A 20,958-nucleotide genomic window follows, 5' to 3' on the forward strand; every position below is an offset into this window, starting at 1 on the left:
TATTGTGCAGTGCACAACGTGGGTCATGTGTGCTATTGATAAAAGGGTCAGGTCTTGGCGACAACGGGGGAAAGCACCATGCTGTACCAGTACTACGAATTCCAGCGCTCGTTCTTCTATCCGGTTTCTGTAATGGCGAAACTGTCGGCGGAGCTTTTTACAGACTCGCGCCACAGTCTTTCCCACCTTCCCTGGGCCAATCGCCTGGCGGCCAATTACGAGCTGATCTACCGGCTGGGCAAGGAGTACGAAAAACCTGAATTCGATATCCGAACGATTGAAAAGGGTGGCTCAATTGTTCCAATCGTTGAGGAGATCGTTGAGGACAGGCCGTTTTGTCGCCTGATTCGATTCAAGCGCTACGCCGACAACGCAGAGCTTGCGCAGACGTTCACCGACGAGCCCAAGATACTGCTGTGCGCGCCGCTTTCAGGCCACCATTCGACGCTTTTGCGCGATACCGTTCGCCAATTCCTGCACGATGCCAAGGTCTACATCACCGACTGGAAGGATGCGCGCACCGTGCCCAACGATGAAGGGCCGTTCCATCTCGATGATTACGTCGAGTACATCCAGTCGTTCATTCGTACCATCGGTGCCGACAATCTGCATGTGATTTCAGTCTGTCAGCCCACGGTGCCCGTGCTGGCGGCGCTGTCGCTGATGGCGGCTCGAAACGAGGTCTTGCCCAATACGATCACGATGATGGGCGGGCCGATCGATGCTCGAAAGAGTCCGACCGAGGTCAACTCCCTGGCCAACAACAAGTCTCTTCAGTGGTTCGAGGACAACGTCATCCACCGAGTGCCTGGCGGTTACCCAGGCGCCGGTCGCAAGGTCTATCCAGGCTTTCTTCAGCATGCCGGTTTTGTTGCGATGAATCCGGACTTGCACCTCAAGTCGCACTGGGAATTCTATGAGCATCTGCTCAGTGGTGATGAGGAGGACGCCGAAAGCCATCGTCGGTTCTACGATGAGTACAATGCGGTGCTGGACATGCCGGCCGAATATTACCTCGATACCATTCGCGTCGTGTTTCAGGAGTACGCGCTCGCCAAGGGAACCTGGACCATTCGTGGCGAGCCCGTTGACCCGTCTTGCATCCAGGAAACGGCCCTGATGACGGTAGAAGGTGAGCGTGACGATATTTCAGGCCACGGCCAGACAGCCTCCGCTCATGATCTGTGTACCGGCATTGAGGATAAACGCCGTTTTCACATCACACTTGAAGGGGCCGGGCATTACGGCATCTTTTCCGGTCGGCGCTTTCGAACCAAGCTTTACCCGCAGCTTTTGCAGTTTATTCGTGATCATGCAAGTTAGATCTTGACAGGATTGTGCGCTGCAGCAATACTTGCATTGTGCAGTGCACAATAAGCCAGGCACTGGCGGTGACGAATCTGGCGAGGCGGGTGGTTCGCAAGGTTCGACGAATATCCAGTCACGATCGGTAAGACACCGACAGGAGAATACGATGTACACCATGAATAATCCGGAAAAGATGAAAGACGTCTACCGCGAGCAGGTCAATACGCTGATGGGCTTTACCCAGCAGTGGATGAAAGGTGTCGAGCAGCTGACCGAGCTTAACCTCAAGACAGCACAGGACATGATGTCTCAAGGTGCGGACATGACCCAGAAGATGCTTTCGGCTCGTGAAGCGCAGGAAGTCTTCAATCTGCAGTCCGTCATGTTCCAGCCGTTTTCCGAGCGCAGCATGGCGTACACCCAGAATGCGTACAAGATCATGTCCGGCATGCAGTCTGATGTGATGAGGCTTGCCGAGAAAAAGGCCGCCGAACGCAGCCAGGCGTTTCAGTCCTACGTGGATGATCTTGCCCGAAATGCACCGGTCGGCGCGGAATCAACGGTATCGATGACTAAATCGGCCACCAGCGCTACCGCAAGCTTCTACGACACCGTGCAGAAGATGGTGCGCCAGGCCATGGAAAACGCCGAGCGTAACTTCGAAGCCGCCACAAGCGTGGCCCACGAGCAGGCCAAGCAGGCAACCGATGCCTCGTCTCGCTTTGCAGGTGATGTTCAGGGCGCAACCAAGGACGCGTCACAGCGTACGGCAACTGCTGCCAAGAACGCCGCTGACCAGGCTCAGAAAGCGGCCGAGGCCTCCAGGAACAGTGCAACAGCTGCATCGTCGGCCAACGCCAACGCGTCCAGCAACACCAATACCTCGAACAAGAAGTAAATACTGACAAAACGTCGGTACGGATACGCTGTACGCGTTGGGCACATTCCAACACGTACGCGCCATGAAAAAGCCCCGCTGAGCGGGGCTTTTTTTATGCAGGGTCTGACGTTAAAGGTCCAACGTCAAACGATCATGCAAAGGCGATGTAGATGGCCAGTACGCAGACGATCAAAGCGATACCTGCAGGAAACGAACCTTTCCACGGCGTGAGGTCGACTTCGCCGCTGTCTTCCTGAACCCAGGGCTCCTTGCGCGGTGCCAGCTTGCCGATGATGAGCATCATGGCGATCAGGCCGACAAACACGAGACCGATAAAGTGGAAGTCGTGAACGACGTTCAAAACGCCAGTGAACGGCGGTACGAAGTAGACCAGAAAGATAACCAGACAGCCAAGAATCAGACCGAGCTTTGCAGCAATGGCCGGAACATGGCGGTTAAGAAGGCCGACGGCCACGACTGCCAGAATCGGAATGAAGTACAGCGCGTTCATCTTTTGCAGGTAGACGAAGATGCTTTCCTGACCGGCCAGAAGCGGTGCAATGATCATGGCCGCGATCGCGACGATCCAGCCAAATACCTTGCCTGATTTGACCACTTCCTCGTCAGAGGCGTCCTTGCGCAGGACCTGCTTGTAGATGCCAAGACTGAACAGCGTCGTGGTGCTGTTGAGTGCGGAGTTGAAGGACGAAAGGATGGCGCCGACCATGACGGCGGCGAAGAAGCCGGTCAGGTAGGGGGGCAATACATTGAAGACCAGATGGCCATAGGCCGCGTCGGCCTTGATGCCCTGATCGGCGTACAGATAAAACGCGATCATGCCGGGAATAACCAGATACAGCGGCCCGAACAGCTTCAAAAACCCGGTCAGAAGCACACCTTTCTGCCCTTCGGCAAGGCTACTGGCGCCGAAGGTGCGCTGAATGATCTGCTGGTTGGTACACCAGTAGAAGACGTTCAGCAGCAGCACGCCGGTAAACAGGGTAGAAAACGGTACGGACTGCTCTTCAGTGCCCAGCGAGTTGAAACGCTCTGGCATCGAGGTGGTGAGGGTCTCCCAGCCCTGAGCAATTCCCTGACCGCCGCTGACGGCCTGAAGGCCGAAGTAGACAATGATGAAGCCGCCGATCAGTAGGCCGATGCCGTTCAAGGTGTCAGACACCGCAACGGTTCTAAGGCCGCCGAACAGGGCATAGATTGACCCGATCAGACCCACCAGCCAGACGGTGCCCCAAAGAAGCGTGGTATTGGACTCGATGCCCGTCAGCCCTTGCAGATCGAGCATGCCGAGCAGACCAACAGCGCCTGAATACAAAACGATCGGCAACAGGATCGCGATGTAGGCCAACAGGAAAATGATGTTGGCGATTAACTGCGTGCCCTTGTCGAAACGTATGTCGAGCAGCTGCGGCACGGTAGTGATGCCACTTTTCAAAAATCGTGGCAAAAAGAACAGGGCCATCAGCACCAGCGCGACGACGGCCACGACTTCCCAGGCCATGACGCTGAAGCCGTCGACGAAGGCGGCGCCATTAAGGCCGACCATCTGTTCGGTTGAGAGGTTGGTCATCAGAAGCGACCCCGCGATCAGCGGAAAAGAGAGGCTTCGTCCGGCCAGAAAATAGCCCTTGGAATGCTTATGGTCGTCGTTACGCGTGATTTTCCACGTAAGTGCGGCCACCGCTAAGGTAAACAGCAAGAACGACAGGATAGTTATTGCATGCATGGTGAGTATCCCTTGCGAATTTTTATACGGTTTAGGCGCTGAACGCCGACCTTTTTTGATTCAGACGCCAGTGTATCCATCGGTTCCCAAAGCGCTATTCGCCTATTGTCTGACATAGCCTGTCTCCGGCTCTGACAAACAGGTTTGGGTGGCAAAATACACCGTCTTTTCTACACTGGGGATGTATTGCATGGGATGTGATGTATTGCATGGAAAGCGTCGATCCGACGTACCGGGTCGGCCCACATTTAAAAGGAGTTACGCAAAATGGGCATTATTCTCTGGTTGATCATCGGTGGTCTTGCAGGCTGGATTGCAGGCAAGATCATGCGCGGCGGCGGTTTCGGTATCGTCGGTAACATCGTTGTAGGTATCGTCGGTGCCGTCATCGGCGGTGCGCTCTTGAGCGTACTGGGGCTTTCCTCCAGCGGTGGCATCATAGGTTCTCTGGTCACGGCGCTTATCGGTGCGGTCGTATTGCTCTGGATCGTGTCGTTGATCAAGAAAAAGGCGTGATCCCTGGAGATCGCCTTTTCGGAAAAGCGCCTTCGGGCGCTTTTTTATGCGCCTTTTGTTTATAAAATGCTATCTATTTTGATTTTTTGATTCATTTAATTAATTGATGGCCGGCATTTGGCTTCCCAATTATCTCGCCATACCCGGGCTCTATATCCTGCGTGAACTCGATAACGACTCACAGAGGGTATTCCCATGTCTCATCACACGCGCTACACCATGGCTAATGGCGCTCCGGTCCCTAATGACGATGTTAGTCTCACCGCCGGCAGCCGTGGGCCGCTGACGTTTGATAATTGGCGCCTGTTCGAAAAGCTGGCGCACTTCAACCGGGAACAGATTCCCGAGCGCGTGGTGCATGCGCGCGGCAGTGCGGCCTTTGGCATATTTACTCTGAGCGATGATCTGTCAGACATTACGATTGCCGATTTTCTGAACGAGGCGGGCAAAACGACACCCGTCGCGCTTCGATTCTCGACGGTGGCCGGCGGTCAGGACAGTGGCGACAACGTCCGTGATGTGCGTGGCTTTGCCCTGAAGTTCTATACCGAACAAGGCAACTACGACATCGTGGGCAACAACACGCCCGTGTTTTTCATCCGAGAGCCCAGTAAATTCCCGGATTTCATTCACACCCAGAAAAAGGACCCGCGTTCGAACCTGGTCAACTGGCAAAATCGTTGGGAATTCTGGGCAAATCACCCTCAGGCGTTTCATCAGGTCACGATCTTGATGTCGGATCGAGGCATCCCCTACAGCTACCGCACCATGAACGGCTATGGCTCGCACACGCTCAGCATGTGGAATCGGGATGGTGAGCGCGTTTGGGTCAAATGGCACTTCAAGACCAATCAGGGCATTCGAAACGTCACCGACGAGCAGGCGCTCACGCTTGCCCCGGACCACCATCAGCGCGATCTGTTCAGTCACATTGAAAACGGCGATTTTCCAAGCTGGACCGTCAAGCTCCAGGTCATGACCGACGCCGAGGCCCGGGCCTACCGTATCAACCCGTTTGATTTGACCAAGGTCTGGCCTCATGCCGATTTTCCGCTGCGAGATATCGGTCAGCTTGAATTGAACCGAAATCCGGATAACTACTTTGCCGAGGTCGAGCAGCTCGCGTTCAGCCCCTCGAATTTCGTGCCGGGTGTCGGTGCGTCACCGGATAAGGTGCTTCAATCGCGGCTTTGGTCCTATGCGGATGCACATCGTTACCGTCTGACGGCCAACTACACGCAGCTGCCGGTAAATCGCCCGCATTGCCCGGTTAATCATTATCAGCGTGATGGCTTTATGGCCGGCATGCACCGTGAGGATGGCCAGTACTCGCTGACCAATTTCTACCCGAATGATCGTGTCGAAAACGGTGCACCGGTGCCCGCCCCCGAATTCATCGAGCCGCCAATGCCGCTCGAGGAAGAGGCCTGGGTAGGTTATTTCGATAACAGTGAGGACGACAACGTGTCCCAGGCGGGCAACCTTTATCGCAGTTTCGATGAAGGCCAGCGCGAGCGCATCACCAACGTGATCGGCTCGACGTTGCTCGATGTGTCCGCTTCTGTTCAACAGCGCGTGATCGCGATCTGCTCGGCTGCCGATCCCGATTATGGTGCGCGTGTTGAAGCGGCGCTGGCTGCCCATACCCAGAAAGCCGTCAGTGATCACATCTGATTAGTCTTGGATCGGCTTTTGGCGCCTTCCTTCGGGAGGGCGTTTTTGTTGGGGTGGTCCATGCTCGATGACCTCTAACCACTGCCTGAGTCGCTTGAACACCTGTACTGCGTCATCGTTTCGCCAGTGAGTAAACCCGAGCACGAAGCCTATCTGCGCCGCTGACGAGTCTGAGTAGCGAGACAGTGGGTCAAGCGCAATTCCTTCGCGTGAAAGCGCTGTCGCGATGCGCCGCACGTGGGCCCGAGTCTTCGTTGAGGCGCGGCTTGACCGGGCATCGGTTTGGCGCAAGCGATGCTCTGGCGCGAATTGGTAAGGTTTTTTCGATACGAATCAGGCAAGATGATCCCCGTCTTCGACGGCCGGTTATTGGTCGTCATCGAGGGGGTTCAACGCATCAGGCACCGTGGTGTGCCTTGCCAATGGTTTCGAGTCATGAAAAAAGAACGTTTTATCGGCCTCGAGTGGATGCGATTTCTGCTCGGCCTCTACATCGTCATTTTCCATACCATGCACTATTACCCGGAAACGAAAGGGTGGGGCCACCTGGTCACTCAGGTCGGTTTTTTCTCGACCAGCACCTTCTTCGTGTTGTCGGGGTTTTTGCTGACGCACGTCTATCTCAATGAACATAACGAGATGCGTGAGCCGGCCAGAAGCTTCATGGTAAAGCGGTTTTCGAACCTCTATCCCATTCACATCGGCTCGTTTCTTCTGACCATTGCGGTCATGTCGCTGATCCCATACCTGGCAATCGTGCCGGAGGATGCCAAGACGTCTGCGCTGTTCACGATCTATGACGTCAACAACGACATGGGCCAGGCCACGCCCAATCCGCTTCATCACTTCATGAGTACCGGTGAGGCGGCGTTGAACGTCGTGTTGAACCTGACCCTTCTGCATGCCTGGAACCCGTACTATCTGACGTTCAATCCGCCGTCCTGGTCGATTTCGACGCTGTTCTTCTTCTATATGGTCTTTCCGTTCGCTGCGACGCGACTGGTTCGGCTCAGAAAATTCTACCGCGCCATGGCCCTTGTGATGGCGATCTATCTGATCCCGACGATCTTGGTGAGCCTGTACACCGATTACGGCATGCCCGAGACCGGCATTCTTCACCGTAATCCGATCATTCGACTCCCTGAGTTTCTCGCCGGGATTTTGCTGTGTGGTCTATACACGCGCCGTCGCTCACAGGGGCGTCGTCTGAGCATTGGCAAGCGCTGGGCGCTGGTGGGATTGATTGTTGTGTCGATTGCCATTGCCGAGGTGCTTCTGACCAAGGGGCACGTCTGGTACTACTTCATGCACAATGGCCTTTTGTTGCCGGCGCAGCTGGCGCTGGTCTATCTGTGTCTGTTCATGCCGATGCCAAAGCGCGCCTCGATAACGCGGTTTGCAACGCGCCTGGGTGGGGCGTCGCTTCCAATGTTTGCGCTGCATGTGCCGTTTTACATTATCTTCTCGCGCGTCGAACGGGTGCTTTCCGGTGAGCCATCCTTGTGCATGGCCGGTGAGTTCCGCCAGTGTTTCGATGCGGCCGGCCCGATTTCGATCTGGTACTACCCGGTTTTTTTGATTTTGACCGTTGCGCTGTGTGTGGTGTTTCAGGAGCAGTTCGTGGTTCAGGTTCGTAACTGGCTTCAGCGCCATTTGCTCAAGCAGTAAGCGAGCGCTAAACCAAAAAAAGGCCCCATCGGGGCCTTTTTTTATGACATCTCAAAGTTCTTCGAGACAGCGCTCGATGATGTCGAGTCCTTCGTTCAGGACGTCGTCGGTGGCCGTCAGCGGTACCAGTACTCGAATGGTATTCGAGTAAAATCCGCAGGAAAGCAGGATCAAGCCGTTTTCGGCGGCCTTCTGGGTCAAGGCCTTGGTTTTTACGGCACACGGTGCGCCGTGTTCGTCCACGAGTTCGAAGGCGGCCATCGCCCCGACGTTTCGGGAGTGATCGACGTGACTAAAGCGCGCCTGCCATGTGTGGAAACGTTCAGCGAGTGCCTCGCCCATACGCTGGCTTCGCCCGAGAATATCCTCCTCCTCGATGGCATCCATCACGGCAATCGCGGCGGCGCAGGACAGCGGGTTGCCGCCGTAGGTGCCGCCGAGCGAGCCAGGCCCGGAGGCGTCCATCATGTCGGCCTTGCCAACCACTGCTGCCAGCGGCATGCCGTCGGCAAGGCTTTTGGCCGTGGTGATCAGATCCGGTTCGACGTCGGTGTGCTCGATGGCAAAGAGTTTGCCGGTGCGCGCAAAGCCGGATTGCACTTCGTCGGCGATCAGGGCAATACCGTGCTCATCACAGAGCGCGCGCAGCGACTGCATGAAGGCGGGTGAGGCTTGATAAAATCCGCCTTCGCCCTGAATCGGTTCGATAATGATGGCTGCCACGCGGTGTGCGGGGACATCGGTCTTGAACAACTTTTCAATGGCCGCCAGGCTTTGCGCGTCACTGACGCCGTGGGTCGGGTTCGGGTAAGGCGCCCGAAACACATCGCCCGGCATCGGGCCGAAATCGTGCTTGTACGGCAGTACCTTGCCGGTCAGCGCAAGGGTCATCATCGTACGACCGTGGAAGCTGCCATCGAAGGCAATGACGGCGCTGCGCCCGGTGGCGGCGCGTGCAATCTTGACGGCGTTCTCGACCGCCTCCGCCCCGCTGTTGACCAACACCGCTCGAGTGTCGCCCGAGATCGGCACGGCGTCGCACAGGCGCTTGCACAAGTGAACGTAAGGGGCGTAGGGCATTACCGCAGCCGAGGTGTGCATGACTTTATCAAGCTGTGCCTTGATGGCCTCGACCACCTTGGGATGGCGGTGACCCAGATTGAGTACGCCGATGCCACCGGCGAAGTCAATGTAGCGGTTGCCTTCGACGTCCCAGATTTCGGCGTTTTCGGCCGTATCTGCAAAGGCCTGGATCATGTGCGGCGCGCCCTTGGCCACGTACTGCTGTTTCAATTCACTGAGATGCTTGTTGTTCATGTCGCGCTCCGGCGTGGTGGGTTGCGATAAAAGCCGAACAGACGAGGTTGTTCGGTGAGCGTGGCGATCGCCAGACGCCATCACTCTATAGTAGGGTAGAGCCGTCAATTAAAAAATACGTCAGTGTGTATTATTTGAAACAAAAAAGGGCGTCTTCCTGTTTTAGGCCCTGATAAGGGCCACTTTTTGACCAGCATGCCAGCAAAGCCTAAAGATCGCTTAACCTTCGCCGTGCATTAATTGCATATATTGTGCCAAAACGTGCATCATGCGTTGGTTGTCGGTGTTCTGGTTCGCGATGGCCGCGATCAGGCACCGGGCACATCTTTCAACCATGGATGCCGAGGCGTTGGTGTCTTCGGCGGTGTTCGAGGCGTTATTCATGAGGCATTGGCTTGGCAGTCTGGCGGTACTGGCGCTTCTTGGCGGCTGTGCTGCGCAACAACCATCGACTCAGTCCCAGTATTACGATGTGGCGATGCCGTCTATGAGTACTCCCAAAACGACGCCACGCTCAAAGCGCCCCGGTGGTGGCACCGCCGCCGCAACGCCATCGCCGTCGACGGTGAGCTGGGCAACGATTCGAACGTCATTGATGAACGAGTACGACGCCTGGGCCGGCACGCCTTACCGCTATGGCGGAACAAGCCGCTCGGGAGTCGATTGTTCAGCGCTGGTTCAGCATATATTTCGTGATTCATTCGATATCGACTTGCCCCGTACGACGCTTGGTCAGGTGCTCGAGGGCAACAAGATCAACAAGGCCTCGCTCAAGCCAGGTGATCTTGTTTTCTTCCGGCCCAAGCGAAATGACCGTCATGTAGGCATCTATGTGGGGGATGGCTATTTCATGCACGCGTCTTCCTCGACCGGTGTTCGACTTTCAAAACTCGATAACCCGTATTGGTCGCGTTATTTCTGGCAGGCGCGACGGCCGATCGACCGCGCGGACATCAGCGAGCGACTGGCCATGAAGTAATAATGGCGAACGTTTCAGGCACGTACCAAAAAGGCCAGCTGAATAAGCTGGCCTTTTTGGTACGTGCGCAAAAAAAGAGCGTCAGCAAAATTAAGTTCATAGGCTGTGTCTTTTTGTATATCACCGGCTTTTGCTGATGAAAAAGAATGAAGCGCCAGTATAAAATTGTGCCGATGCGCCGGGTTGCTACGCCAAAGTACTAGATTCGACTATTCTGCACAGCATCTACACAGGGATCACTCCAGGATGGAGCCACATATTCGAACCAACACAGGGATATTCTCCGTCAGGAGGATCGTGATAGATGCCTAATTATCGAATCGATGCGCGCAGTCAGTCTCTCGTTTCAAGACTTACAACGTTGTTGGCCAACAAGGGCGTTACGCCGACAAAACTTGCCATCACCGGGTTTGTGGTCGGCCTTCTTGCCGTGCCTGCCCTGTGGGCCGGACAGCTTGAGCTGGCGGCTGTCGTCCTGCTGATTCATCGCTTGATTGGTGCCCTGAGCCATTCGCTTCCGCGTTTCGGCAGCACGTTCAGTTCGGCCGGCAAGTTCATCGATATGGTTTCAAGCGGTCTGACCTACGCCCTGTTCGGTGGCGCGATGGTGACCTGGGGGCTTACCGTGTCCTCTGAAGCGGCCATGACGCTGTCGATCGGCGTTATCGCGCTTGTGTTGGCCGCGCGCTCCTTTTCAAAGACGTCGGCGACCATTGATACTGCGCTCAAGCAGGCGCCGCATCATCGCATCAATCGCGTAAGTGGCGTTGTCGGCCATGTGTCGCTGACGTCATTTCTGGTTGCGCTTTGCCTGATGCCGTCTCACGCGGATCTCTTGAGCATCTCCGGCGGTAGCCTCTGCCTGGTGACTGCGGCGCTTTATGTTGCACTCGGATTCCAGAGCCTTCGTCGCGCCGAGCGAAAGTACGCGGCTCCGTTCACGGCCGTTGCGCCTCACCGGGGTAGTGCTCACGCCAACGTTCGGACCGTCTCCAACGGTGCAGCAGAGTCAGCCTCCGTGTCGTCGCCAGGTAAAGTGGCCTCGTTGACGCGTAAACGTGCAGAAAAGCTCGAAGCGGAGTCAGGTGTTGATCGTGAGGTTCGTCGCCAAACACCCGGGCAGGTGGTCGTTTTCCCGAGTCAGCGTTGATCGCTCATGCATAAAAAAAGCCCCATGAATGGGGCTTTTTTTATGGCTGCGCAGTATGGTTTTTATATCTGCGTAGTACGGTTTTTTATGGCCAGGATAGATCGGCTGCGGTCATTCATCGTCGTCACGGCGTTTGAACGGCGCCGTCCAAAACGACTGCATCTGCTTCATGAATGCCTGTGATTGGCGCAGGTTGCTTTCCATCATGTCTTTCATGAACGGGGGCTGCATGCCTTGCATCGAGGCCCAGACCTGTTCGACGTTTTCCGGGCGATATGCGTTAACCCCTTGCTTGGCAAGCTGATTTTGAAACTCTCGAATGTAGCCGATCTGCTGTTCCAGATACTGTCCCATGGGCGCCTGCATGGCGTGGCCGTAAAAACGAATCAGGGACTGCAGCATGTCGCTGTTGAACAGCGGCTCGCCGCCGGTACTTTCTTCTTCAAGAATGATCTGCAGCAGGATGCTGCGGGTAATGTCGTCGTTGGTCTTGGCATCCACCACACAGATATCTTCCTGCTCGAGAATTAGTGCCTTGACCTGGGCAAGCGTGATGTAAGCGCTGGCCTTGGTATCGTAGAGCCGTCGGTTCTGATATTTCTTGATCAGCCGGGGGGAGGCGTGTTCGCTCATAGCGTGTCCATTGTGAAAAACCCGGCGTAGGCCGGGTTTTTTTATCGTTGGCGAATTTTCGCCAGATTAACTCATGTGCAGCCCGCCGTTAAGCGAGAACTCGGCGCCAGTGGAATAGGCGGATTCCTCGGATGCGAGCCAGCTGATGATTGAGGCGATCTCTTCGGGTTTGCCAAGACGCTTGTTGGGAATGCCGGACTTGATCTTGTCGAGCACCTCTTCCTTGATGGCGGCGGTCATATCGGTTTCGATGTAGCCCGGAGAGACGGTATTGACCGTAATGCCTTTCGAGGCCACTTCCTGGGCAAGTGCCTTGGTAAAGCCATGGATGCCGGCCTTGGCCGCGGAGTAGTTGGTTTGTCCGAACTGACCCTTCTGACCGTTGACCGAGGCGATATTGATGATGCGCCCCCACTGGCTTTCAAGCATGTCATCGATCACCTGCTTGGTGGTATTAAAAAGCCCCGTCAGGTTGGTGTTGATGACAGCGTTCCAGTCCTCGGGCGACATTTTCTTGAAAACCGCGTCGCGGGTGATGCCGGCGTTGTTGACCAGAATACTGATGGGCCCGATTGATTCGCGAACCTTGAGAAAGCTCTCTCGTGCCGACTCCCAGTCGTTGATGTTGCCTTCGCTGACGTCGAACTCGAAGCCTTGCTCTTTCTGGTCGGCAAGCCATTTATCCTTGCGGGCCGAGTTCACGCTGCACCCCACCACGACTCTATAGCCATCGCTATACAGTCGTTGACTGATGGCTGTTCCGATGCCGCCCATACCCCCGGTGACGAACGCAATGCGCTTATCAGACATGACACTTTTCTCCTTTAATGGGTGTTTCATGGCCTCTCAAACTCGAAAGGCATTGTTTTTGTGATACGCCGTTACGCCGCGGTTCTAACGTAGCGCCCCGGCGCTTTTTCGATCGGCGTATAGGTTGCATTGCCCGGTGTCTTGAACCGTGCTTTTCGAGTGCCGCCGAATTGACCTAGCCAATTGGCCCAGTCGGTCCACCAACTGCCTGGGTGCTCTGTTGCGTCATCGAGCCATGCATCCGGCGCGTCCGGCAGATCATCGCTTTGACCCAGCCAGTGGCAGCGCTTGTTCTTGATGGGAGGATTGATCACACCGGCAATATGACCGGATGCCCCCAGTACGAACCGCTTGTTGCCCCCAAGTACGCAGGCACTTCTATAAACGCTTTGCCAGGGAACGATGTGATCGCTTTTCGAGGCGTACAGGTAGGCCGGTATCTCGAGTGCGCTGAGGTCAAGCGCATGATCGCAGACGGTAACTGCACCCGGTGTTTTCAAGTCGTTTTGCAGGTAGGTATGGCGCAGGTACCAGGAAAACATCGGCCCTGGCAGATTGGCGCCATCGCTGTTCCAGTAAAGCAGGTCAAAGGGGGGCGGCGTATCGCCTTTCAGGTAATTGCCCACCACATAGTTCCATACCAGATCTTTCGGGCGAAGAAACGAGAAGGCATTGGCCAACTCATGGGCCTTGAGCATCCGCGGGGGGAGGCCGCCGTGGCCGCCGATGGTCTTTTCCCGATATTGGACTGCGTGTTCGTCGATAAAGACATCGAGCATGCCTGTATCGGTATAATCGAGCATCGACGTCAGCAGCGTCAGGCTCTTTGCAGGTGTTTCACCGCGTGACTTGAATACGGAAAGCGCGCATGAGAGCAGGGTGCCGCCCACGCAGAATCCAAGTGTATTGACCTGCTTTTGCCGCGTGATGTCCTGCATGACCCGAATGGCTGTCATGACGCCGCTGTCGACGTAATCGTCCCAGGTCGAGTGGGCCAGAGTGTCATCTATATTTCGCCAGGAAATCAGAAAAACGTTGTGGCCCTGGTCGAGTGCGAATCGAACCAGCGAGTTCTTGGGCTGTAGATCGAGAATGTAGAACTTGTTAATGCAGGGCGGCACGATCAGCAGGGGCGTTTCGTGCACTTTATCGGTGGTCGGGTAGTATTGAATCAGCTGAATCAGCTCATTTTCGAAAATGACCTCGCCCGGGGTCTGCGCAACGTCGCGACCGACCTCGAAGGCGCCTTCGTTGGTTTGCGAGATGCGCCCCTTGGAAAAGTCGGACCAGAAATTTTCGATCCCGCGACGTAGGCTCTCACCACCAGTTGCTTCCAGACGCGTAAGCGCTTCAGGGTTGGTGTTCAGGAAATTGTTCGGTGCACTGGCTGCGACCCACTGTTCAATGCAAAAGCGTACCCGGGCGCAGGTTTTGCGATCGCCTTCGAGCGCTTCGGCAAGATTCAGAAGAAAGCGCGTATTTAAAAGATAAAGGGCGGCGATCGACCCATACACCGGATGTCGCCAGGCTTCGGCGGTAAACCGGGGATCATCGAGTTGTGGCGTCTGCGCCATCAGCATCTGCTGCCACAGCTGGGTAACTTCGAGGCTGTACTGACTGCTTAACGCAAAAAGGGTTTCCGGAGGGATTTTCGGAAAACGCTCGGCGTCGAGCGTTTGCTGCTGAAAGGTGCTCATGCCCGGCAGGTTGGCCAGCCATTGTTCGACCGTTTCCGTATTGAACATGGGGATATTGAGCCCTTCGAACATGGGGGCGCCGAACGGATTGAGAAACGGAGAGAAAGGAGACTGACTGGTAAACATGTTGAGCGTCTCGTGATGGAGGCAGGGCCGTCGGAACGGGCAGGTCAGCGTCAATAAGTAATCCTTGAATCGAGTTTAGTTTTTCCCGGGGGGGGTGCAAGGCGAAAATCAAATTTCATGCATGTAAGATACAAAACGGTCTACAGGCAGTGTGAGCTCTATAAAAAAAGCGCTCATGAGAGCGCTTTTTTCTGAAGCAGGTGGTGATGGTGTTGGCTGAGACCGTGTTATTGATCCGGCAGCCTGAGCGCGGCTAAAGGCGGCCGTGCTTGTTAAGGACGGGGTTCGCGTATTGGCAGAGCCACCAGGGGCGAAGCTCGGCAGGAACGTCTGCTAGACGTGCGTTGAACGTGGCGCGATCAGCGTCCGTGATCGATGCCGTATCGACCAGCTCCGGTGCCTGACCGCTGGCTTCAAGTGCCAGATAATGCGACGGAAACAGGGTGTAGTTATCAAGCACCTGCGCGTCGATGTGATCGGCGATGTCGACGGTTTCGTCGTTGAGCACGATCGGCGTGCCAAACACCAGTTTGACACGCCCCTTGTAGCCGGAGATGCCGGACGCGATGGAAAGAATGTCCTCGTACGGCTTCTTCTCGTAACTCTGGCCGTCATCGACCGCCTTGAGCTCGCGCGCCTTTTGCACGTCGCAGGGATCAAACTCGTAACTGATCGAGACGGGCACGATGCGCAGCTCGTTAATGGCGCCAGCAAGGCTCAAGCTCTTGTCTTCCTGCCGGGCCGCCATGCTGAGCATCTTGATGATGGCGTTATCCGTGCGGTCGACGCCATTCTTGGCGCGCCCCTCACGCTGAGCCAGCCACACCGAGTGATTGTCGCGAGTGATCGAGTGGCGAATGTAGCCCGACAGCATCTGATAGGCGGCGAGCATTGCCCGCTTGCCCTTGGCCGAGCGAGGCACCACGAAACTCTTGTTCAGGCGCATCAGGTCGGTCACATAAGGCTTTTGAAGCAAGTTGTCGCCGATGGCGATACGCACCGTGTTGCGCCCCTGAAGATAGAGGGCGTAGTTGACGAACGCCGGGTCGAGTGCAATGTCGCGGTGGTTGCCGAAAAACAGATAGGCGGTCTCGCCTTCCAGTGCGTCAAGCCCCTCTACCACGAACTTATCGACGCTTCGTTCGAGCATCTGGTTCATGTAGTAGGCAATGTGCTGCTGAAAGCCCTGGACGCTTTCGACGCCGCGCATCTTTCGCTTGAGTCCGAAACTCACCAGTCGTCTGGCAAGCCCTGGCATGCGTTTTGAAAGCCGTGGCATGCGGTAGCGGGTGATGGTGTCGAGAAACTCGTCACACTCGGCCAGACGCGTAAGTACCGGCGCTACTTCATCGTCGTGATAGGGGCGAATCTTGGCGTAGGGATCGTCGGCGTTATCGGTGGTCATGGCTCGGATGTAGTGAACTGGGTTTCGCCGCCGAGCCACTCGATCAGCTGGCTCAAGGTGGCCGACAGGGTATGTGCCATCAGCGAGAATTCGGTATCGAGCTTGAGGAGCGGGTCCTCGTCGGAGAGCGATTCATCGGCCTCCTCGGTCAGAGCGTCGTCGAATCGAATCGATTTGATGGCAAGGTCTTCATGAAGGGTAAAGCGCATCTGACCGTCAGCGATCAGGCCCAGCTGACTTACGCGCCGACCGGCTGACAGCGCCGCCTGAATTTCATCGCATTCAAGGTCCACCTGGCGGCCTCGCAGCACGCCTTCATCTTCATTGGCCGCGCGCAGCTCGATTTGATCACCCAATAGCAGGGTGTCCGGTCGGGTGGTCGGGTCGTTCAGCCAACCGGTCATGGTCCGGCCTGGTGGAACGGCGACCGAAATCGGTGCGACCTTGAGCGAGCCAAGGCTTTGACGAAGCAGATCAAGCGCTTCTTCGGCGCGTTTCTGGCTGGCGCAGTGCACCCCGATCAAGCGGTTGCGCGTATCCCACCAGATATCGACGCGGGTCGAGCGCGTGAAGGCCTGAGGCAGCAGCTCCTCGGTCAGCTTTTCCTTGAGCGCCTGCTTGTCGCGGCGAGTGACCGGAAATCCCTGCTCGGCTTCCTGCTCAAGACAGCGCTCCTCGAGCACTTCCTTGATCACCGAACTTGGCAACAGCCGTTCCTGACAGCCCATGGTCAGCAGGCGATGGCCTTCGATGTCGCGCACCAGACTCGGGTCGAGTCGCCCGCCCGGTGATTGCCAGCCCACGCGTTTGGCTTCGAACGGGCCGACCGGTCTGAACGCCTGCGTCGACAGTGCGTCGTCGAGCGATTCGAGGTCGATAACCTGTTCGTCATGAAGACGGTAGAGATGTAAATGCTTGAACCACATGATGACCTTCCTTTGAGAGCGCCACATTATGTCGAAGGAAGGGCCGCTCGGCCAGTGCCGTCTGATTTCATGTCGGGATAACGGCTGGGCATGCCGCGTCAGGGATCGACTATGGTACACTCCGGCCTGATTTATTAACCGTCTTGGGTGTCGGTAGACGATGAGTCGCACCGCTTACGTACTTCGGTAATTCGACGTGCCGGGATGCGTGGCCTGTCTATCTGCCGGACGCTGTTTAAAGGATTCGACGACCCATGGGTGAGATCGCCAGAGAGATTCTGCCAGTCAACATCGAGGACGAGCTTAAGCAGTCCTACCTCGATTACGCCATGAGCGTCATCATCGGGCGCGCGCTGCCCGATGTTCGCGATGGCCTCAAGCCCGTTCACCGACGGGTGCTTTTTGCCATGCATGAGCTTGGCAACGACTGGAACAAGCCATACAAGAAATCCGCTCGTGTCGTGGGCGACGTGATCGGTAAATATCACCCCCATGGTGATAGCGCGGTTTATGACACCATCGTACGCATGGCGCAGAGCTTTTCGATGCGTTATGTGCTGGTGGATGGCCAGGGCAACTTCGGATCGATCGACGGCGATAGTGCAGCCGCGATGCGTTATACCGAGGTGCGCATGGCGCGCCTGTCGCATGAACTGCTTTCGGATTTGGAAAAGGAAACCGTCGACTGGGTCGACAACTACGACGGTACCGAGCGCATCCCCGACGTGCTGCCGACCCGGGTGCCGAACCTGTTGGTCAACGGCGCGTCCGGCATTGCGGTCGGTATGGCAACCAATATTCCGCCGCACAACATGGGCGAGGTCATCAATGCCTGCCTCGCGCTCATAAATGATCACGAGCTTACCGTCGATGATCTGATGGAGTATGTTCCCGGCCCGGATTTCCCCACCGGCGGCATCATCAATGGCCGGGCCGGCATCATGGATGCCTATCGTACCGGGCGTGGGCGCATCTATGTGCGCGCCTGTCATACGGTCGAGCATCATGAAAAGACCGGCCGCGACCACATTGTCATCACCGAGCTTCCGTATCAGGTCAACAAGGCACGACTGATCGAAAAGATCGCCGAGCTGGTCAAGGAAAAACGCATCGAAGGCATTGCCGAACTCCGCGATGAGTCGGATAAAGAAGGCCTTCGTGTGGTGATTGAAACTAAGCGGGGCGAAAACGGCGACGTCATCGTCAACAACCTGTTTGCCCAGACGCAGCTTGAAACCGTGTTCGGCATCAACGTGGTCGCGCTCGATAACGGCCAGCCCAAGACGCTGAACCTGAAGCAGCTGCTTGAAGCCTTCATTCGCCACCGCCGTGAAGTCGTTACCCGACGAACGCTCTATGAGCTCAGAAAGGCCAAGGAGCGCGGGCACCTGCTCGAAGGTCTGACGGTTGCAATTTCAAACATCGATGAGGTGATCGAGCTGATCAAGGCGTCCCCGTCGGCGTCTGAGGCAAAGGAAAAACTGATCGATGCCGTATGGCAGCCCGGCCAAGTGCTCGACATGCTCGACCGCGCCGGCGCCTCGGCCTGCGAGCCGGACGGCATGGAACCAGGTCGCGGCCTTTCGGAAAACCGCACGGAATACCGGCTGACGCCTGCTCAGGCTCAGGCGATTCTGGAACTGCGTCTGCACCGTCTGACCGGGCTTGAAACCGAAAAGCTTCTGGACGAGTACAAGTCCATTCTGGACAAGATTGCTGAATTTACGCGCATTCTGGCCTCTGCCGAGCGGCTGATGGAGGTGATTCGTGAAGAGCTCGAGGCGGTTCGCGATCAGTACAGCGACGCGCGACTGACCGAGATCCAGACCAGTCGCAAGGACCTGACCATCGAAGACCTCATCAACGAAGAGGACATGGTGGTCACGATTTCACGCTCTGGCTATGCCAAGACGCAGCCGCTTTCGGATTATCAGGCCCAGAAACGCGGCGGGCGCGGCAAGTCGGCAACGAGCATGAAGGATGAAGACGTCATCGAGCATCTGCTGGTGGCCTCGACCCACGACACCGTGCTGCTCTTTTCCGACAAGGGCAAGGTTTACTGGCTCAAGGTCTATGAGATGCCGCAGGCCTCCCGTGGCTCGCGCGGCAAGCCGCTGGTCAATCTGCTGCCGCTTGATGACGGTGAGTGGATTACCGCGATCTTGCCGGTCAAAGAATACCGCGCCGACAGCTATATCTTCTTTGCAACCGCCAACGGTACCGTCAAGCGAACCGGTCTCGATCAGTTCTCGCGCCCCCGAAGTGCAGGTTTGATCGCGCTGGATCTCGACGAGGGCGACCGCCTGGTCGGGGCCGCGATTACCTCAGGCACCGATCACGCCATTTTGTGTTCGTCCAATGGCAAGGCCATCCGGTTCGATGAAACGGACGTTCGCTCGATGGGCCGAACGGCGCGCGGTGTTCGAGGCATGCGCCTTACGGGCGATGCCAAGGTCATCAGTCTGATCATTCCGAAATCGACCACCATCGATGACTCGGCCGACGACGACTCGGTCGACGCCGATGAGCCGCTGTCGGGCGATCAGCAGAGTCAGGCCTACATCCTGACGGCGTCCGAGAACGGCTATGGCAAGCGTACCCGGCTCGAGGAATTCCCGCTGCGTGGCCGAGGTGGTCAGGGCGTTATTGCGATGCAGACCTCTGAGCGTAACGGCCCGCTGGTTGCCGCAATTCAGGTGGCTGCGCTTGATGAGATGATGATGATTACCGACCGGGGCACTCTGGTGCGTACCCGCGTTGAGGAAGTTTCGATCAGCTCGCGCAATACTCAGGGTGTGACGCTGATTCGGACCTCGAAAGGGGAGCAGCTTGTGGCGACGGTGCGTCTCGACGATCTGATCCCGGATGAGTCGGAGCCGGAAGCGTCGGAAGAAGGCGCGCCCGAGCTCGAGTCGGACGATTCCGAGGCATGATATAGGGGGCGGGTGGTGCGTGCACTGCCCGCTTTTTCAGGCAGGCCTTGCCTGCAGGGTGAACCAGCGAGCGGGGGACCCGCTCGTTCAGTTGGAAGGACGCTTGTCAGATGACGAGACACTTTAATTTCTGCTCGGGCCCGGCAACGCTTCCGCAGGCCGTGCTCGAGCGCGCTCAGGCCGAGTTGCTCGACTATCAGGGCAAGGGCCTTTCGGTCATGGAAATGAGCCATCGAAGCGCGGATTACATGGCGATTGCCGAGCGGGCAGAAGCTGATTTCCGCGACTTGATGGGAGTGCCAGACAATTACAGCGTGCTGTTTGTCCAGGGAGGCGCTGCGACGCAGTTTGCGGCCACCGCGCTTAATCTGACCGGCAAGGGCGGTCGAGCCAACGTCATCGATACCGGCATCTGGTCCCAGAAGGCCTATAAGGAAGCCCAGCATCTGGTGGGGGCCGAGGTTATTGCCTCAAGTGACGCCAATAACTACACCGAAGCCCCGGCTCAGGGCAGTCTTTCGCTTACCGACGACGCGGCGTATCTGCATTACACCGATAACGAAACCATCGGTGGCCTGCAGTTCGATCACGTGCCAGAGGTGGATGTGCCGGTAGTCTGCGACATGTCGTCGTCCATTCTGTCGACGCCGGTCGATGTATCGAAATTCGGCGTGATCTACGCAGGCGCTCAGAAAAACATCGGCCCGGCCGGCATTACGCTGGTGATCGTTCGAAACGATCTGCTCGACCGTGCGCAGTCGAGCATTCCATCGATGCTCTCCTATCAGCTCATGGCCGCCAATGGCTCGATGTACAACACTCCGGCGACCTATTCCTGGTACCTCTCTGGGCTTGTCTTTCAGTGGCTGAAAGAGCAGGGCGGGGTCGAGGCGATGGCCGAGATCAATCGCCGCAAGGCTGCCAAGCTCTATCAGGCGATCGACAACAGTGGGCTTTACAATAACCCCATTGTCGAGCGCAGCCGTTCGATCATGAACGTACCGTTCACGCTTGCCGATGACGCGCTCAATTCGACGTTCTTGTCCGAAAGCGAGGCGGCGGGGCTTCTTGCGCTGAAAGGGCATCGAAGCGTTGGCGGCATGCGCGCCAGCATCTATAACGCAATGCCGGAATCAGGCGTGGACGCGCTCATCGAGTTCATGACCGATTTCGAGCGCCGACACGGCTAGGA

General features: G+C 56.7%; 16 protein-coding genes. 9 read left to right on the top strand and 7 right to left on the bottom strand.

Annotated elements, in window-relative coordinates; genetic code table 11:
- The first annotated feature begins 78 nt into the window (after window positions 1-78).
- Both NAT23_RS00845 and NAT23_RS00850 read left to right on the top strand, forming a co-directional pair.
- Window positions 79-1,323, top strand: coding sequence for a polyhydroxyalkanoate depolymerase (locus NAT23_RS00845; protein ID WP_251924668.1), 1,245 nt, complete (start codon window positions 79-81; stop codon window positions 1,321-1,323).
- A gap of 151 nt (window positions 1,324-1,474) precedes the next feature.
- Complete coding sequence (locus NAT23_RS00850) at window positions 1,475-2,206, top strand: phasin family protein (RefSeq protein WP_251924669.1); 732 nt, start codon at window positions 1,475-1,477, stop codon at window positions 2,204-2,206.
- A 133-nt stretch (window positions 2,207-2,339) separates the two neighbouring features.
- Here the strand turns inward: NAT23_RS00850 and NAT23_RS00855 are convergent, their stop codons facing one another.
- A complete protein-coding gene (locus tag NAT23_RS00855; protein ID WP_251924670.1) occupies window positions 2,340-3,932 on the bottom strand; it encodes a solute:sodium symporter family transporter in 1,593 nt (530 codons plus the stop codon).
- A 267-nt stretch (window positions 3,933-4,199) separates the two neighbouring features.
- Between NAT23_RS00855 and NAT23_RS00860 the strand changes: the two genes are divergently transcribed.
- From NAT23_RS00860 to NAT23_RS00870, 3 genes are all read left to right on the top strand, one after another.
- Entirely contained in the window at window positions 4,200-4,448 is a 249-nt protein-coding gene (locus NAT23_RS00860) for a GlsB/YeaQ/YmgE family stress response membrane protein (protein ID WP_251589608.1), read from the top strand.
- A 195-nt stretch (window positions 4,449-4,643) separates the two neighbouring features.
- Window positions 4,644-6,122 (top strand): catalase, encoded by a 1,479-nt coding sequence (locus tag NAT23_RS00865; protein WP_251924671.1) that lies wholly within the window; start codon window positions 4,644-4,646, stop codon window positions 6,120-6,122.
- Window positions 6,123-6,557: 435 nt separating this feature from the next.
- Window positions 6,558-7,790, top strand: a complete 1,233-nt coding sequence (locus NAT23_RS00870; RefSeq protein ID WP_251924672.1) for an acyltransferase family protein — start codon at window positions 6,558-6,560, stop codon at window positions 7,788-7,790.
- Window positions 7,791-7,841: 51 nt separating this feature from the next.
- On the opposite strand, the gene gabT is transcribed toward NAT23_RS00870, so the two are convergent.
- On the bottom strand, window positions 7,842-9,107 hold the full coding sequence (gene gabT / locus NAT23_RS00875) for a 4-aminobutyrate--2-oxoglutarate transaminase (RefSeq protein ID WP_251924673.1): 1,266 nt from the start codon (window positions 9,105-9,107) through the stop codon (window positions 7,842-7,844).
- A 268-nt stretch (window positions 9,108-9,375) separates the two neighbouring features.
- Between gabT and NAT23_RS00880 the strand changes: the two genes are divergently transcribed.
- Together NAT23_RS00880 and NAT23_RS00885 are read left to right on the top strand one after the other, a co-directional pair.
- Window positions 9,376-10,086, top strand: a complete 711-nt coding sequence (locus NAT23_RS00880) for a C40 family peptidase (protein WP_251924674.1) — start codon at window positions 9,376-9,378, stop codon at window positions 10,084-10,086.
- Between the two features lie 304 nt (window positions 10,087-10,390).
- Window positions 10,391-11,236, top strand: coding sequence for a hypothetical protein (locus NAT23_RS00885; protein WP_251924675.1), 846 nt, complete (start codon window positions 10,391-10,393; stop codon window positions 11,234-11,236).
- 111 nt (window positions 11,237-11,347) lie between these two features.
- On the opposite strand, the gene phaR is transcribed toward NAT23_RS00885, so the two are convergent.
- From phaR to NAT23_RS00910, 5 genes are all read right to left on the bottom strand, one after another.
- On the bottom strand, window positions 11,348-11,869 hold the full coding sequence (gene phaR, locus NAT23_RS00890; RefSeq protein WP_251924676.1) for a polyhydroxyalkanoate synthesis repressor PhaR: 522 nt from the start codon (window positions 11,867-11,869) through the stop codon (window positions 11,348-11,350).
- Window positions 11,870-11,935: 66 nt separating this feature from the next.
- Complete coding sequence (locus NAT23_RS00895) at window positions 11,936-12,679, bottom strand: beta-ketoacyl-ACP reductase (protein ID WP_251589622.1); 744 nt, start codon at window positions 12,677-12,679, stop codon at window positions 11,936-11,938.
- Window positions 12,680-12,750: 71 nt separating this feature from the next.
- Window positions 12,751-14,556, bottom strand: coding sequence for a class I poly(R)-hydroxyalkanoic acid synthase (phaC, locus tag NAT23_RS00900; RefSeq protein WP_251924677.1), 1,806 nt, complete (start codon window positions 14,554-14,556; stop codon window positions 12,751-12,753).
- Between the two features lie 199 nt (window positions 14,557-14,755).
- Window positions 14,756-15,907 (bottom strand): 1-acyl-sn-glycerol-3-phosphate acyltransferase, encoded by a 1,152-nt coding sequence (locus NAT23_RS00905; RefSeq protein ID WP_251924678.1) that lies wholly within the window; start codon window positions 15,905-15,907, stop codon window positions 14,756-14,758.
- Window positions 15,904-16,833: a recombination-associated protein RdgC gene (locus NAT23_RS00910; RefSeq protein ID WP_251924679.1), complete on the bottom strand. Its 930-nt coding sequence runs from the start codon at window positions 16,831-16,833 to the stop codon at window positions 15,904-15,906. Before NAT23_RS00910 ends, NAT23_RS00905 begins: the two co-directional genes overlap by 4 nt.
- 254 nt (window positions 16,834-17,087) lie before the next feature.
- Here NAT23_RS00910 and gyrA point away from each other — a divergent pair, with 254 nt between their 5' ends.
- Window positions 17,088-19,766 carry a DNA gyrase subunit A gene (gyrA, locus tag NAT23_RS00915; protein WP_251924680.1) on the top strand — a complete coding sequence of 893 codons (2,679 nt, stop codon included), beginning with the start codon at window positions 17,088-17,090 and terminating at the stop codon, window positions 19,764-19,766.
- 110 nt (window positions 19,767-19,876) lie between these two features.
- Window positions 19,877-20,956 carry a 3-phosphoserine/phosphohydroxythreonine transaminase gene (gene serC, locus NAT23_RS00920; RefSeq protein WP_251924681.1) on the top strand — a complete coding sequence of 360 codons (1,080 nt, stop codon included), beginning with the start codon at window positions 19,877-19,879 and terminating at the stop codon, window positions 20,954-20,956.
- Window positions 20,957-20,958 lie beyond the last annotated feature (2 nt).

Source organism: Larsenimonas salina (genome assembly GCF_023736155.1).
Lineage (GTDB): Bacteria > Pseudomonadota > Gammaproteobacteria > Pseudomonadales > Halomonadaceae > Larsenimonas > Larsenimonas salina.